This window comes from Turicibacter sp. H121 (assembly GCF_001543345.1).
GTDB lineage: Bacteria > Bacillota_I > Bacilli_A > MOL361 > Turicibacteraceae > Turicibacter > Turicibacter bilis.
On record NZ_CP013476.1, the window covers coordinates 526,504 to 541,080 of the forward strand.

Annotated in this window: 11 protein-coding genes and 1 other annotated feature; of the genes, 3 read left to right on the forward strand and 8 right to left on the reverse strand. The window is 35.2% G+C overall.

The window, feature by feature from the left end:
• Positions 1–114: 114 nt before the first annotated feature.
• The 7 genes from thrS to AT726_RS02670 all read right to left on the reverse strand — a co-directional run bounded on the left by thrS (position 115) and on the right by AT726_RS02670 (position 8,120).
• Positions 115–2,052 carry a threonine--tRNA ligase gene (thrS, locus tag AT726_RS02640; protein WP_055243302.1) on the reverse strand — a complete coding sequence of 646 codons (1,938 nt, stop codon included), beginning with the start codon at positions 2,050–2,052 and terminating at the stop codon, positions 115–117.
• An 80-nt stretch (positions 2,053–2,132) separates the two neighbouring features.
• Positions 2,133–2,347: a binding site (T-box leader), on the reverse strand.
• Between the two features lie 86 nt (positions 2,348–2,433).
• Complete coding sequence (dnaI, locus tag AT726_RS02645) at positions 2,434–3,342, reverse strand: primosomal protein DnaI (protein WP_055243303.1); 909 nt, start codon at positions 3,340–3,342, stop codon at positions 2,434–2,436.
• 5 nt (positions 3,343–3,347) lie between these two features.
• Complete coding sequence (locus AT726_RS02650) at positions 3,348–4,706, reverse strand: replication initiation and membrane attachment family protein (RefSeq protein ID WP_068759753.1); 1,359 nt, start codon at positions 4,704–4,706, stop codon at positions 3,348–3,350.
• Positions 4,707–4,780: 74 nt separating this feature from the next.
• Complete coding sequence (locus AT726_RS02655) at positions 4,781–5,146, reverse strand: hypothetical protein (RefSeq protein WP_055243304.1); 366 nt, start codon at positions 5,144–5,146, stop codon at positions 4,781–4,783.
• A 44-nt stretch (positions 5,147–5,190) separates the two neighbouring features.
• Entirely contained in the window at positions 5,191–5,808 is a 618-nt protein-coding gene (gene coaE / locus AT726_RS02660) for a dephospho-CoA kinase (RefSeq protein ID WP_068758946.1), read from the reverse strand.
• Positions 5,809–6,654, reverse strand: a complete 846-nt coding sequence (mutM, locus tag AT726_RS02665; RefSeq protein ID WP_068758947.1) for a DNA-formamidopyrimidine glycosylase — start codon at positions 6,652–6,654, stop codon at positions 5,809–5,811.
• A gap of 35 nt (positions 6,655–6,689) precedes the next feature.
• Positions 6,690–8,120, reverse strand: coding sequence for a hypothetical protein (locus tag AT726_RS02670; RefSeq protein ID WP_068758948.1), 1,431 nt, complete (start codon positions 8,118–8,120; stop codon positions 6,690–6,692).
• Positions 8,121–8,375: 255 nt separating this feature from the next.
• On the opposite strand from AT726_RS02670, the gene AT726_RS02675 reads away from it, so the two are divergent.
• Positions 8,376–9,671: an ISL3 family transposase gene (locus AT726_RS02675; RefSeq protein WP_068758944.1), complete on the forward strand. Its 1,296-nt coding sequence runs from the start codon at positions 8,376–8,378 to the stop codon at positions 9,669–9,671.
• 378 nt (positions 9,672–10,049) lie between these two features.
• A complete protein-coding gene (locus AT726_RS02680) occupies positions 10,050–10,547 on the forward strand; it encodes a GNAT family N-acetyltransferase (RefSeq protein ID WP_055276438.1) in 498 nt (165 codons plus the stop codon).
• A 68-nt stretch (positions 10,548–10,615) separates the two neighbouring features.
• On the opposite strand, the gene polA is transcribed toward AT726_RS02680, so the two are convergent.
• Positions 10,616–13,252, reverse strand: coding sequence for a DNA polymerase I (gene polA / locus AT726_RS02685; protein ID WP_068758949.1), 2,637 nt, complete (start codon positions 13,250–13,252; stop codon positions 10,616–10,618).
• Between the two features lie 522 nt (positions 13,253–13,774).
• Here polA and AT726_RS02690 point away from each other — a divergent pair.
• Positions 13,775–14,575 (forward strand): metallophosphoesterase, encoded by an 801-nt coding sequence (locus tag AT726_RS02690; RefSeq protein ID WP_068758950.1) that lies wholly within the window; start codon positions 13,775–13,777, stop codon positions 14,573–14,575.
• The last annotated feature ends 2 nt before the right edge of the window (positions 14,576–14,577 follow it).

The following is a 14,577-nucleotide window of genomic DNA, read 5'->3' on the forward strand; positions in this document are numbered from 1 at the left end:
TCTTCCCTATATTCTAGATATAAATGACATATTATATTACCTTCATTATTGTGATTTTTATCGATTTTATTCAAAAATATAAAAAAAGGAGACGATGTCTCCTTTTTCTATTCATTATTCAGGTTTATGATTTTTACGCTCAGCGATTTCTTCAACTAAGAAGTGAACGAATTCTTTAAGTGGTAATGTTTCAGTTTTTTGCTCTCCGAAGCGACGGAATGTTACTTCATTATTTGCAACCTCTTTGTCTCCTAATACGATAGACATTGGGATTTTCTTAGTTTGTGATTCGCGGATTTTGTAACCCATTTTCTCTTCGCGATCATCAAGTTCTAAGCGAATTTTATATTTACGTAATTCTTTCACTACTTCTTTTGCATACTCTAAGTGATATTGGTTGTTAACCGGAATCACTGTTACTTGAGTTGGTGCTAACCATAATGGGAATGCTCCTTTATATGTTTCAATTAAGTAAGCCATGAAACGTTCATAAGTTCCGATTAATCCACGGTGCATTACAACTGGACGTACTTTTTCTCCAGTTTCAGAAACATAAGTTAAATCGAAACGTTCTGGTAATAAGAAGTCTAATTGAATTGTTGACATTGTGATATCGTGCCCTAATGCTGTTTTGATTTGGATATCAAGTTTAGGACCATAGAAGGCTGCTTCCCCTTCTGCTTCAATGAATGGGATATTATTTTCAATTAATGTTTCACGTAACATTGATTCTGCATTTTCCCACATTTTATCATCATCGAAGTATTTCTCTTTGTTATTTGGATCACGTAAAGATAAACGATAGTAGTTGATTTCTACACCGAAATCTTTGATCACGCGATGAATTAACTCTAAACAACGTGAGAATTCTTCTTTAATTTGATCTGGACGAACAAAGATATGTGAATCAGTTAACGTCATCGCACGAACACGCTCAAGACCTGTTAAAGCACCTGATGCTTCAAAGCGATGTTGGATAACTTGCTCTGCATATCGAATTGGTAAATCACGATATGAACGTAATTTTGTTTTATAAACCATCATGTGATGAGGACAAGACATTGGTCGTAAAACTAATTCTTCATTGTCCATTTCCATTGGCACGAACATATCTTCTTTGTAATGTGCCCAGTGTCCTGATGTACGGTATAAATCAACTGATCCCATAACTGGAGTTGCAACGTGTTGATATCCATACTCTTCTTCTAGATCGATAATATAACGCTCAATTTGTTGACGAACTTTCATCCCGTTTGGTAACCAGATTGGTAGTCCTTGTCCAACTAATGGACTGAATGTGAATAATTCTAATTCACGTCCGATTTTTTTATGATCACGCTCTTTACGTTCTTCTAAAATACGTAAGTGTTCAGCTAATTGATCTTTTGTTAAAGCAGCTGCCCCGTAAATACGAGTTAACATTTTGTTATCACTATCTCCACGCCAGTAAGCTCCCGCTACATTTAATAATTTAAAGAATTTAACATCTTTTGTATTACCCACGTGAACTCCACTACATAAGTCAGTGAAATCTCCTTCAGAGTAAGTGGTAATAACTTCTCCTTCTTTAATAGCATCAATTAATTCTAATTTATATTCATCATTGGCAAAGAATTCTTTTGCCTCTTCACGGCTTAATTCACGACGGATAATTGGTAAAGCTTCTGAAGAAATTTTTTGCATCATTTTTTCAATCGCTGCTAAATCTGATTCAGTGATTTTTGCTTCTGTATCGATATCGTAATAGAATCCATCTTCGATAGCTGGTCCTACTCCGAATTTTGCATCTGGATATAGACGTTTAATCGCTGCTGCCATTAAATGAGCCGCAGAGTGATTAATGATTTCCCAAGCTTCAGGGCGATCATTTGTAATTAACTCGATTTTTGCATCTGCCTCGATTGGACGAGTTAAATCATATAAATGTCCGTTTAATTTAGCTGCCACACAACGTTTACGTAATCCTGGTGAAATTGATTGAGCAATCGCTTCAGCAGTAATTCCATTTTCAAACTGTTTCACATTTCCATCTGGGAAAGTAATGTTAATCATAGTGTTTTCCTCCTTTTTGTGATTCATGATGATCGGAGCGAATTTTTATGAATATAAAAAAATCGCTCCTAATCTTAACAAGTAGGAACGATTGAAATCGCGGTACCATCCTATTTCCGATAAAGTAAAAGACTTTATCAGCAACTTAATTCAGCTTTAACGCAGCCAGCGGGAATCTTTTTCAAGTCCAGTTCAAAGGGAGTAATTTAATAAGCGTTCTTAGAAATCTTACAGCCGAGGATTTCCTCTCTAAAAAGTCGTTTTTATTAAACCTTATCCTTATCAAAACTTTTAATATGTGACGAATTACCTATATATTATATGTCTGAGTCATATTATAATGCATGATTTTTTTGAAATCAAGAAAAAATACTTCAATTTTTATCGTTTTTGGCGATAATTTGTTCCTGTAATGGCCACAGGGGTTGTTAAAGCTTTAATGCGTTCTAATACACGAGCTCCTTTAATTTCTTCCACTTCACCTTTTTGCGTATAGGAATAATGATGTTGAAGCTGATTATAATCGAGATTTGAAGTAAAGAAGGTTGGCAATCCTTGGTGCATACGATAGTTTAAAATTCGCCCCAACACTTCATCACGCATCCAGCTCGTCATGGACTCACTTCCGATGTCATCAAGCATAAGCACTTCAATTTGTTTTAATTGCTCAATCTTATCATACGCACTACTGTTTTCACTATTAAATCCTGATTTAATTTCAGCAATTAATTCTGGAAAATAAACAAGTCCACAAACAATTCCTCGTTGAGATAAAATGTTAGCAATTGCACTTAACATATATGTCTTTCCAGTTCCAAATGGACCATATAGATAAAGCCCACGCCCTTTTTTTGTCGTCATATATTCATGGATGAACAACGATGCCTTTTCATAAAACTCGGCACGCTCCGGATCCATAATAAATTGTTCGAAATTTGCATTTAAAATATCAGCCGGCATATGGAAACTCTTAATATTTTCTAAATGTTTTTGATTTAACGCATACTGACATGGCGTATACGCCACCTTTAATTGCTTATAAGAAGGTTTCAGTGTTGGATAATGGCCTTTAATAGGTTGCCTACAACTATTTAATCCTACACATCCGTTACACTTTTCTTTATTTCTTAAAAACTCATCTAAATCAGAAATATAATTCGAGATTAAAGATGGATCAATGTCATCTTGATATTGATGTAATGCTTTTGCAATCTCAGGTTCATTTAAAATTTCCGTATAAGCTTCCTTCGCCCCTGCTGGTCTAGCCATTAAATCTCCAATTCGTTGCACCACTCTCACCCTTTCTGATTTAAAAGTTGACTTTGTAATTGTTTCATACGTTCGATCTTTTGTAAATCGTCATCCGTTAATGACTTCTTCTCTTCGACACGTTGTGCATTTGCCTTTAACCAATCTGGCACTTGTTCTTGTCGTACGACTCGAGCTGTCTTTGGATACACCTTCGCTGCTGCTGGCATTGTTTTTTCAATTTCACGTTTTTGTTTTGCTTTTAACATTGTCTTAACTTGTACCATAGCCTTTTCAGTTGTATTAATTTCTTTACGTTGCCATTCACCCGCAATTTTTTCAACCAATTGTTTTGGCAAACGCCCATCTGAAATATTTAATACATAATCAATTAAAACATTAACAACTCCTGGTGCCATCTGTTGATCGACCATTAACCACTCTACTAACTGCCGATCAGCTGGAACGGGCTCTTTTTGGTGATATTTAAAACGTAGGAAATCAATTGGATTTTGCGATAAATGGACAAGTAATTGCTTTTCTTTTGATAAAGCAGCTTGTGTCTCATCCATAAGTGGCGCCTCCTGTTTAGTTTTTGTCATCTCCACAACCTCAATCGGCTTACCTTTATTCAAGAATTGGAAGTATTGTTTCGCTTGCTTGCGGAACACTTCTAAATTCACAAAGCCATCCGTATCAAGGGCATCAAAAATGAGACGCGCTAGTTCATGTTCATCTAGCTTATATAAAAAGGCAATTTTATTAATTTGATCTAATAGCTTATCAGATAATATCTGATCATCCATTCCAAACTGCTTCAGTAAGGCAAATAACAATTCTTGATCAAATGCTAATTCTAATTTAACACCCTTTTGATTATCCGCCACTGTCGGTAAAGGACTTGCCTGTAAAGTAGCAGAAGAACGCATAAGAACCGTTGTATCAAAAACTTCATTGAAAGGTTTTGAAATATTTTGTCCTTGAATGTGTGGGAGTTCTTGAACAAATAATTGTTTTAATTGCTGATAATCATGATTTCCAACTTTTAAATTTAAAAAGACGTTAATAATCCCATCATTAAAAAAGGATTTTGCCTGCATCGGCTTCTTTAAATAATATGTCAAATGATGATCTTCTTCGGTGACATACACTTGAATCAATCCAACTGCTTCTAACTTATATCGTAAAGCCAATAAATCTTCTACTCCAACATTTAAAACTTGTAATAATAAGTGATGTGAAAATAAAGAGGGACTACTTTTACTAGCTAATGTATTTAAAGTCATATATAAGCTAACGGCCACAGAGCCGATAATAGGTTGATAAAGTAACGTTAAAATTTGCAATTCTTCCGAAGTCATCATTTGTGTGACACAAAGTTCGAATTCTGTATTCGGTTTAATCATCGTTGTATCCACCACAAACACTCCTTCTGTTAAAATGTGAAATCCCTATTTAAAATAGGGATTGATTTCTTATATTATCGGTTTAAAGCAAGACCTTTAAACATTAATCGCTTATCTAATGCTTGATATAAAGACTGAATGACTTTCTTTCCTTTTCCAAAGCTGATTAGACCTGCTGTATTTACTGTAAAATCCACCGTCGTTTCGATTGGATTAATTTTTACAATCGTGACGATAACCTCACAATCTTTACGTTTCAACATTAATTCTTGACGAATATCGTCTTCAAAGGCAACATTGAAATCTAACTCTTTAGCGACCTCTAACAATCCTGCCTTTGTTTGTTGATAATTATTTTTATAATAGTGTGTCATCAACACCTCATCTGTCGCCCTTTCCCCCGACTCGAAGTGCGTTTTAAACATGTCCATAAATCCCATTTTTAATTCCTCCCATCATTTCATAGCAACTCTATATGTCAAGACTAATCTAAAGAAGTCTGACATGCTTTTTCCCAAAGCATCTCAAACATCTCCTCAAATTGAGTTCGTAACTCACTCATGGAGCGCTCATTAGTTAAAACATAATCAGCACGATCTCGCTTTTGTTCGAGTGACATTTGTGAATTAATTTTCGCTAACGCGTAATCCTCATCAATTCCATCACGCTTCATCAAACGTTTTACTTGAATGTCACGTGGAACATAAACAACTAATGTACAATCAACTAATGATTCAAAATCACTTTCAAACAGTAGCGGGACATCAAGTACTACAAGTTGTTCCCCATTTCGTTTCGCAACTTCAATTCCCTCCACTAGTTTTTGTTTCACTAGCGGATGAATCATCTCATTTAACTTATACTTTGCCGACTCATCATGAAAAATAATCGAACCTAGTACATCTCGAGCTAATTCCCCATTTTCCTTAATTACAGATGAGCCAAACTCATGTGCTAAATCATACAGTAACTGACTTCCTGGCCTTTGAAGTTGTCTCACAATACGGTCTGCATCTAAAACAACAATTCCCTTTTCTAAAAACCATGAAGTAACTGTGCTTTTTCCAGATGAAATCCCACCTGTTAATCCAACGACTAACATTTACTTCATCTCCTTCACCGTTAACTTCTGACACGTTGGACAGAAATAGGTCCCACGTCCACCGACTTTAATCTTCTCAATCGGTGTGTGACACTCGTAACAATTCTCTCCTTTTCGTTGATGAACTAGCAGCTCATTTTGAAAAGTTCCAGAAACTCCATGCGAGGAACGAAACGTACGAATCGTCGTTCCACCTAATTCAATCGCACGCGCTAATACTTCTACCGTATATTTTACCACATTTTCAATGTCTTTGTCTGTTAATTCTGAGCTTGAAGTTAATGGATGCAATCGGGCACGATAAAGAACTTCATCGACATAAATATTTCCAAGTCCACATACGACGGTTTGATCAAGTAACAATGATTTAATCGGTTTCTTTTTGTTCTGAATTTTTTCTTTCACATATGATGGTGTAAACTCTGTTGCAAAAGGTTCTAAACCTAACACTTGAAAGGGTGCCGTCGTTTCTAAATCAATTGCTTTATCATATAAATGATACGTTCCGAACTTACGTGTATCTTGATATAATAATCGTTTTCCATTTTCTAACGTAAAAATCACGTGAACATGAGGATTTAATTCAAAATCAGAATCCACATAAAAATACTTTCCTTCCATTCGTAGATGAGATAACAATTGATAATCATCAAAATGAAAAACTAAATACTTCCCTCGGCGACTCACTTCTTGAATGGTTTGATTGATTAATTTTTCCTTAAATTCATCTGCACTCATATTTTTTATCATCGGCTCATAACGAAGTTCAATCTCTTTAATGGTTTGACCTTTTACCGTTTGATTCAATGCCTCTTTAACGGTTTCAACTTCTGGTAATTCTGGCATACTATCTAACTTCCTTTTTCGTCTAATCTAGTTGTTTATTTATTAATTGACTGATAAATTTCAGCCATCATGAGTAACGTTGCATTCTCAACTAATTCTAATTCAAATGAATGGTTCATCAAAGGGCCTCGGAACACAATGCTTAACGATGTTGTGGCCTGAACTTCATTCAGTAATTCATATACCGCCTGTGTTGAAAGCTCCACTTCGCTCCACTCAATCACACACTCATCAATCCAAACTTGTCTTTTTTGTGTCGAATCAATATCAAAAGAATATAATAATTGATTCTCTGCATAAATGTCAACTTGCTCAAAATCATTCAAAAACTCACTATAATAGCCAAGTAAAATTGACATGGTTGCACTTGTTAACTCACTATTAGTCACGAGTAAAGGCATCACATTTATATATTGTTCGACTTGCTCCTCTTCTACACTTTCATCTACTTCTTTTTTCACAGTTGTAAAAGTATTGGTTGCAAAAGAAATCACATTAAATGACGTGGTAGCTTGTAATGGAATCCCATTATAAGAGATGATTTGTTGGCTGCTTTCCGTATTTAAATTCACTTGAATTTTAGACGCATACTTGCTCATCACCTTATCTCGACGTTTCATTCGTTGCAAACTAATCTCTGATCTTTTTAACTCAAGTGTCTCCGCATACTGTGTGCCAAATGAATCAGATATTTGCTGTAAATACGAGATAGCACTTGCTAGTTCATCTTTTGCCAGGAAATCATCAACTGTTTTAATTGCTTCGACATAGAATTCAGACTCATAGTACCATTTCAAAGCGTTAACTAATTCATCTTGATCCGTTTGCGTCAAGTAATCCAGACGTCGAATCGCTTCAATATATTTTTTTTGCTCATAGTACTGATGAGCTTCCGTTAAATATTGATTTTTGATACTTTGAATACATTCACGTCTTTGTATTTTAGCTAGTTCATAATAATATTCGTCGTTAAACATCACTTCTTGATAAGAATCAATTGCCTCCTCAATCAGCCCTTGCTGTTGAAGACTGAATCCTTTTAAATAAGCGCGCTGAGATTGATAGTATTTTTCGACCTGACCTATCGTCTCTATAACCTCATCATTTGAGAAAAATAATGGTTCAATGACTTGTTCATATTGCAAATACTCTTCATACTCAATCTTTCGAAGCATATAAAGATTCGCATAATATTGATACCGACTAATCATAGCCGGTTCTAAATCGTTCTTAATTCGTTCACGATAATCACTATCAACATTAAGCATACGCTGATAGACAGCCCCTACCTGATTAGGTGACACTTCATCGTATAAATAACTTACCAAAAGATTCAATTGATTTCGATACAAAATCACATGATGATTATAATAGAAAGCACCTCCAAAAATAAAAACAATCGCTAAAACCAATCCAACTTTAAGCGAAAAAAATTGACATCCCCTAGTCTTTTTTACACCCTCCATTAACTACACCCCAGCTAAACTACTTTTATAATCATTTTATCATACAACCACTACGCAATTCATCAATTATTCCATTTTTTCACAATGTCATGAACAACATACAACACCATAAAAAAATGGGTTCTATAATATTTGGTGTGGGTGATTCCCACACTTCTTTTATTTGGAATAAAAAATAAGTATAAAAAAAGAGACATCACGTCCCAAATTCTATACCATGTAATTGACCAAAAAAAACACGAAAGGATTGGGTTTATGTCTCACAATAATTGTATCTTAACTTTACTCGATTTAAAAGATAAAAATATTACTTTTTCAGAAAATTGGATGAAAGATGTTCAGATTAACGGGATCCGCTCTAAGGTGATTTCTGGTATCCTCTCTTTTCAACCGACCCATTGTTACAACTGTGGTCATCTCTTTGACTCACAAATCATTAAACACGGCTTCAAAACCTCTCGTATTAAGATGATGAAACTCTCTGGCTTTGATACCTATCTCGATTTAAAAAAGCAACGCTATAAATGCCGTCATTGTGATCGTACCTTTACGCTTAAAACCTCTCTTGTGGAATCTAATTGTTACCTTTCTAATCCCCTTAAACAAGCCATTTTCCTAGAGGCTAGCCATAAAAAATCCGAGTCAGATATTGCCCGTGAACTCAACGTATCCCATTCAACGGTCAATCGGATCATTCATACATCGTACGAGGAACAATCCCTTCATTTTAACTCTCTTCCAAAGGTGCTTTGTTTTGATGAGTTTAAGTCGGTCAAATCAGCGGAAGGGGCTATGTCATTCATTTTTTGTGATGCTTCTAATGGGAAGTTAATTGATATCGTTGAAGACCGTCGTCTAAGCACTTTAAAACCTTATTTCATGCGATTTTCTAAGGAGGCCCGTGAAGGTGTAACTCACGTTGTTATTGATATGTATGCTCCGTATATGACACTCATTAAAGAGGTGTTTCCCAACGCTAAAATTGTTTTAGATAAGTTCCACGTCGTTCAACTTTTATCTCGTGCCCTCAACAAAACTCGTATTCGCTTCATGAACCAAAACAAAGAATTCTACAATAAATTCAAACATTATTGGCGCCTTTTATTAAAAGCCCAAGAGGATATCCATTCTACCCACTACTTCTATTCTAACTGTTTCAAAAAGCAGATTTCTCAACAAGAAATCATCGACTTTTTACTCGCTTTAGATCCGGAATTAAAAGCCACTTATGACTTCTATCAAACCATCAAACAGGCCATCAAACTTCGCAACTTTGATGCTTTTCATCATGCCATTCAAAACCCCTCTGACTTACTTTCACCTGAAATGAAAACAGCTTTAAAAACATTAACTAACTACCAAGATTATATCAAAAATACGATTGAAACATCTTATACCAATGGAGTGCTTGAAGGGATTAATAACAAGATTAAAGTGATTAAACGCATGGCCTTTGGATACCGTAGTTTCTATCATTTCAAAGCTAGAATTTTGATTATCCATAAGTACACCTTTGAACAAAAAAATAAAAGGAATCAAACTGCTCAATGAGCAGCTTAATCCCTCACGATTACAGGTATAATATTTCTTCACCCACACCAGTTGACAAAGAGCCAAAAATGGTGCTTAATTCATTCATCAAACACCACCTATCCCATAAAAAGATTCAACAAAAATCAGACGACTATCCTGTTCAAACTAGATAAAATACGCCTCATCATTAGCCTCACTTTATTTTAAATACTTATATCCCGCTTCAAATAACGACTCATCTTCTAACTTTAAATCTCATTCAATTAGCCACTGTAAAACTGTTTTTTCAGCCTCTCATATTAAATTAAAACCTTTAGAGGATTATAAGAAAATCTATGAATAGATGTTATCCTCCTTTCATAGAATAAGTTATTCTAAACCAAACGGAGTGATCTTATGCATGTGATTTCTGTCTCTTCCAACCCCGAGTTTGTAACTCAGGCGATTAGTTATTTCCAGGGAAAATGGGCTTCACCAGAAAGCCTAAAGGTTTATGAAGATTGTATTCTTCATTCACTCAACACAAAAAGTCCGCTACCTCAGTGGTATCTCCTATTAAAGGAAGATAAAATTATCGGTTGTGCAGGGTTAATTACAAATGATTTTATTAGTCGAATGGACCTCTATCCTTGGCTATGTGCTCTATACATCGAAGAACATGAGCGCCATCATGCATATGGCTCAATCCTTATTGAACACATCAAACAAGAGGCAAAAAAACTAGGGTTTAATTCACTTTATCTTTGTACCGATCATATCGGATACTATGAAAAATATGATTTTCACTATGTAGGGTTAGGCTACCATCCTTGGGGAGAGACCTCTAGAATTTACGAAGCACATTTAGAAGAAAAAACAACTGACAATCCCCTAACCTCAACAAACCGTGATTAATTTAACACACAAAAGGACATCACCAATGAATGGGATGTCCTTTTGTTATTATTTATTTAGAATACTTCTTACTTAGCATCGTACCAAGTTGGTCCGTATGAGTAGTCGGCTTTTAATGGAACTTGGAGTTCGACGACGTTTTCCATTGTTTTCGTCACTAATTCAATCATCATATCTAGTTCTTCTTGTGGAACTTCAAAGATTAATTCATCGTGTACTTGAAGTAATAAACGTGATTTTACGTTTTTCTCAAGCATCGCTTGATGAACATCAATCATCGCTTTTTTGATGATATCGGCAGCTGTCCCCTGAATTGGAGCATTCATTGCGGTACGCTCACCAAATTGACGAATCGCATAGTTTTTCTGTGTTAATTCAGGAATATAACGACGACGGTTAAATAACGTTGAGACATAACCATTAAACTTCGCATACTTCACTGTATCTTCCATATACTGATGAATTCCTGAGTAAGTTTCTAAATAATGATCAATATATTTTTTCGCCTCTTTTTGTGTAATATTTAAATTTTCCGATAAGCCGAAGGCACTCATTCCATAAATAATCCCGAAGTTAATCGCTTTCGCTGAGCGACGTAAATCTGATGTCATCTCTTCTTCTGACACTTTAAAGACATCCATCGCTGTTTTCTTATGAATATCCCCTCCATGTTTGAAGGCATCAATTAACGACTCGGTATTTGAAATATGAGCTAAAATTCGAAGTTCGATTTGCGAGTAGTCAGCTCCTAAAATCACCCATCCTTCTTGACTTGGCACAAACGCACGACGAATCATGCGTCCCTCCTCTAAGCGAATCGGAATATTTTGAAGATTTGGTTCAATTGAAGAAAGACGTCCGGTTTGAGTCAGCGCCTGGTTGAAAATCGTGTGGACTTTTCCATCTTCATAGCACGCTTTTTTCAACCCTTCAATATAAGTCGAATACAATTTCGTTAACGTACGATACTCCATAATTAATTTAATAATTGGATGAGCATCACTTAACTTTTCTAATACATCTGCATTCGTTGAATAGCCTGTTTTCGTTTTCTTAACAACCGGTAACCCTAATTTTTCGAATAATACCTCTCCTAATTGCTTCGGTGAATTGATATTAAACGGTGCTCCCACATGATCAAAGATTTGGGATTCTAATGCTTCAATACGCCCTTTTAAATCTTGACCCATTTCATCTAATGTCGTTAGATCAAGAGACATTCCGTTATACTCCATCACTGCTAGTACTTCAGCAAGAGGCATTTCCATCTCTTCAAATAAACTTAACTGCTCTTGTTCTTTTAATTGCTCAAGCGCGGTTTCTTTTAACTTAAAGACTGCAGTTGCAATATCAATCGAATGTTGGGCCACTTTCTCAATCGGTGCAACCGCACGTTTCGCCCCTTTTCCATACACTTCTTCATCATATAACACATCGTCATAATCATAATGTAGAGCTACTTTTTTGAATTCATTACTTACATTCGTTGGATTAATGACATATGTCGCTAATAATAAGTCAAAATCAACACCACGTAAATCAAATCCTTGCCACATTAACGCAACACGTGAACGCTTCACATCAAATACTGATTTTTTAACACCTTCATCCGCTAAAAATGACATGAATGCTTGGCTTTCCTTTGCCACTTCAAAAGGCACATAATAAGCGTCTGTCTCATTTACAATCGCAATTCCTAAAATATTAGCCTGATGGTAGTTTTCCTCAAAAATCTCTACATGAATTGCACTATTTTGATAACTTAACGTTTCTAACTCTCCCGCTTCTAAAATGATACGAATCGGTGCTTTCGGCTTTTCTTCTTTTACTTCTTCAAGCTTCATTTTTTTTAGAAAGGCATTAAACTCCATCTCCTTAAAGAAGTTCATGAGTTCTGCTGTCTCTGGTCCTTGATAGAATAAATCGTCAAATGTAACTGGAAGTGGAACTTCTCTATGAATCGTTGCCATACGTTTACAAAGCAAGGCCTGTTCAACATTAGCTTCCACTTTTTCTTTCATTTTCCCTTTTAACTCATCTGTATGAGTTACTAGATTTTCAACTGTTCCGAATTGTTTTAATAATTTAATCGCTGTTTTTTCTCCAACCCCTGGGATTCCTGGTAAGTTATCTGATGGATCCCCCATTAACCCTTTTAGATCAACAATCTGACTTGGTGATAATTCATATTTAGCAAAGACTGCTTCTGGCGTAAATGACTCAATATCAGTTACCCCTTTTCGTGTAATATGAACCGTCGTCTTTTCATCGGCCATTTGAAGTAAGTCTTTATCTCCCGTAATGATATGAATTTTTTCAAAATCCGTTTGCTCACCAAGTGTCGCTAATGTTCCGATAATATCATCGGCTTCATAAGTCGGTAATTCTAAACGTTTCACTCCTAATAAGTCTAAATATTTTTTAATTAAATTAATTTGTGAACGTAGTTCATCTGGCATCGGTTTACGTCCATCTTTATAACTATCTAAAAACTCATGTCTAAATGTGGTTTTCCCTGCATCAAAGGCCACTAGCATGTGCGTGTGATTATACTCATCCATGACTTTATTCATCATATTGACAAAACCATATAACGCATTTGTAAAAATACCCGTGCTTGTCTTCATTAAATTCCCGCTATATGCTGTTGCATAATATGCACGGTACATTAAACTATTTCCGTCTATTAAAACTAATGTATTCATTGCATCAACCCTTATCTCTAGCATATTTTTATGCCTTGTTTACTATATTGTACTATTATTTTAACACATCAAAACTGTTTAAAACATATTTTTACAAGGACGGTGCTCAAATGAATCAAAATTCAAACACAAAATCTCCACAACTCTTTCTACTTTTTAATATTACACTCCTTCTAACCTTTCCCCTAACCGGAGGCACACCTCTACTTCTTCATCTTTTATCAATAGACTCACTCATTCTGGCTCATTGGCTTCCTGCCATCATCTACTGCAGCATTCTTAGTTCTAGCTTTTGGGGTAAAAGAAGTGAATATACATCCATGACACGTATCTTTTGTTTTTTATTTATGCTTTACCATCTTATCCACTTATTCTTCAATATCAACTAATTTCCATCATAACTGTTGATGACTTTAGGTATGATGTAGTAAATGTATGTTATTCATCTGTTTCTATATAGAACTAAAAAAACTATGATATAATATCGTCATAAAAGTTTTTTTGGTAAAGGATGAATTTATTATGAAGAAATTCCCTATCTATGTACTCTCAGTTGCAGCAATTATTATTGTATTTTTCTTTTACTCGCTATGTATTTTAAAATATAGCATTAAAGTAGAAGAAACCATTATTAACAGTCTAAATATTCCAAGCAGTTTTGATGGAGTCCGACTAATCCAATTTAGCGATTTACATCTTAAAAATGAAGAAGATTTAGTGCTTCTTGAAAAATCTGTAAACGAAATCAACCGTCTTGAAGCAGACATTATTCTTTTTACCGGGGATCTATTTGAAAAAGGAGCCATCACTTCAAGTCTAAGCTCACAAACAATCGAAATTCTCTCTCAATTAAAACCTTCTCTTGCTAAGCTTGCCATCTTAGGGGATAAAGATTTAAGCCAGCCAGATGAAATCAGTCATATTCTTACGACATCTTCTTTTAAAATTCTTCGTAATGAGTCACTTGAACTCTATAACGGTAGCAGTGAAGGCGTTACTTTTATCGGGATTGATTCGTTATCAAGCTCACCTGATTTGAATACGTTGCTTTCACAATCTGCTAATACGAATAATTTTAACATTCTCCTCCTTCATGAACCAACATTAGCTGCAAAAGTAACCGATTATCCAATTGAAGTTCAACTATCTGGACATTGTAGAGGACAATCTAGTACATCAGGTTGTTCTCAATTTTATTCAGGAACTTATCGCTTTGCTGATCAATTAACCTTACAAGTCAACCGAGGATTAAATCGACCAAATAACATAGGTAACTTATTAACTCGTCCGACACTTTATTCATTCCTTTTAATCAAAGAATAAAA

Excerpts from the sequence above, each read along its gene's own strand:
- mutM (WP_068758947.1), bottom strand. The coding sequence starts at position 6,654 with ATGCCAGAATTACCAGAAGTTGAAACCGTTAAAGAGGCATTGAATCAA.
- AT726_RS02680 (WP_055276438.1), top strand. The coding sequence starts at position 10,050 with ATGCATGTGATTTCTGTCTCTTCCAACCCCGAGTTTGTAACTCAGGCG.
- polA (WP_068758949.1), bottom strand. The coding sequence starts at position 13,252 with ATGAATACATTAGTTTTAATAGACGGAAATAGTTTAATGTACCGTGCA.
- coaE (WP_068758946.1), bottom strand. The coding sequence starts at position 5,808 with ATGTTAGTCGTTGGATTAACAGGTGGGATTTCATCTGGAAAAAGCACA.
- AT726_RS02650 (WP_068759753.1), bottom strand. The coding sequence starts at position 4,706 with ATGATTAAACCGAATACAGAATTCGAACTTTGTGTCACACAAATGATG.
- AT726_RS02675 (WP_068758944.1), top strand. The coding sequence starts at position 8,376 with ATGTCTCACAATAATTGTATCTTAACTTTACTCGATTTAAAAGATAAA.
- AT726_RS02670 (WP_068758948.1), bottom strand. The coding sequence starts at position 8,120 with ATGGAGGGTGTAAAAAAGACTAGGGGATGTCAATTTTTTTCGCTTAAA.
- AT726_RS02655 (WP_055243304.1), bottom strand. The coding sequence starts at position 5,146 with ATGGGATTTATGGACATGTTTAAAACGCACTTCGAGTCGGGGGAAAGG.
- AT726_RS02690 (WP_068758950.1), top strand. The coding sequence starts at position 13,775 with ATGAAGAAATTCCCTATCTATGTACTCTCAGTTGCAGCAATTATTATT.
- thrS (WP_055243302.1), bottom strand. The coding sequence starts at position 2,052 with ATGATTAACATTACTTTCCCAGATGGAAATGTGAAACAGTTTGAAAAT.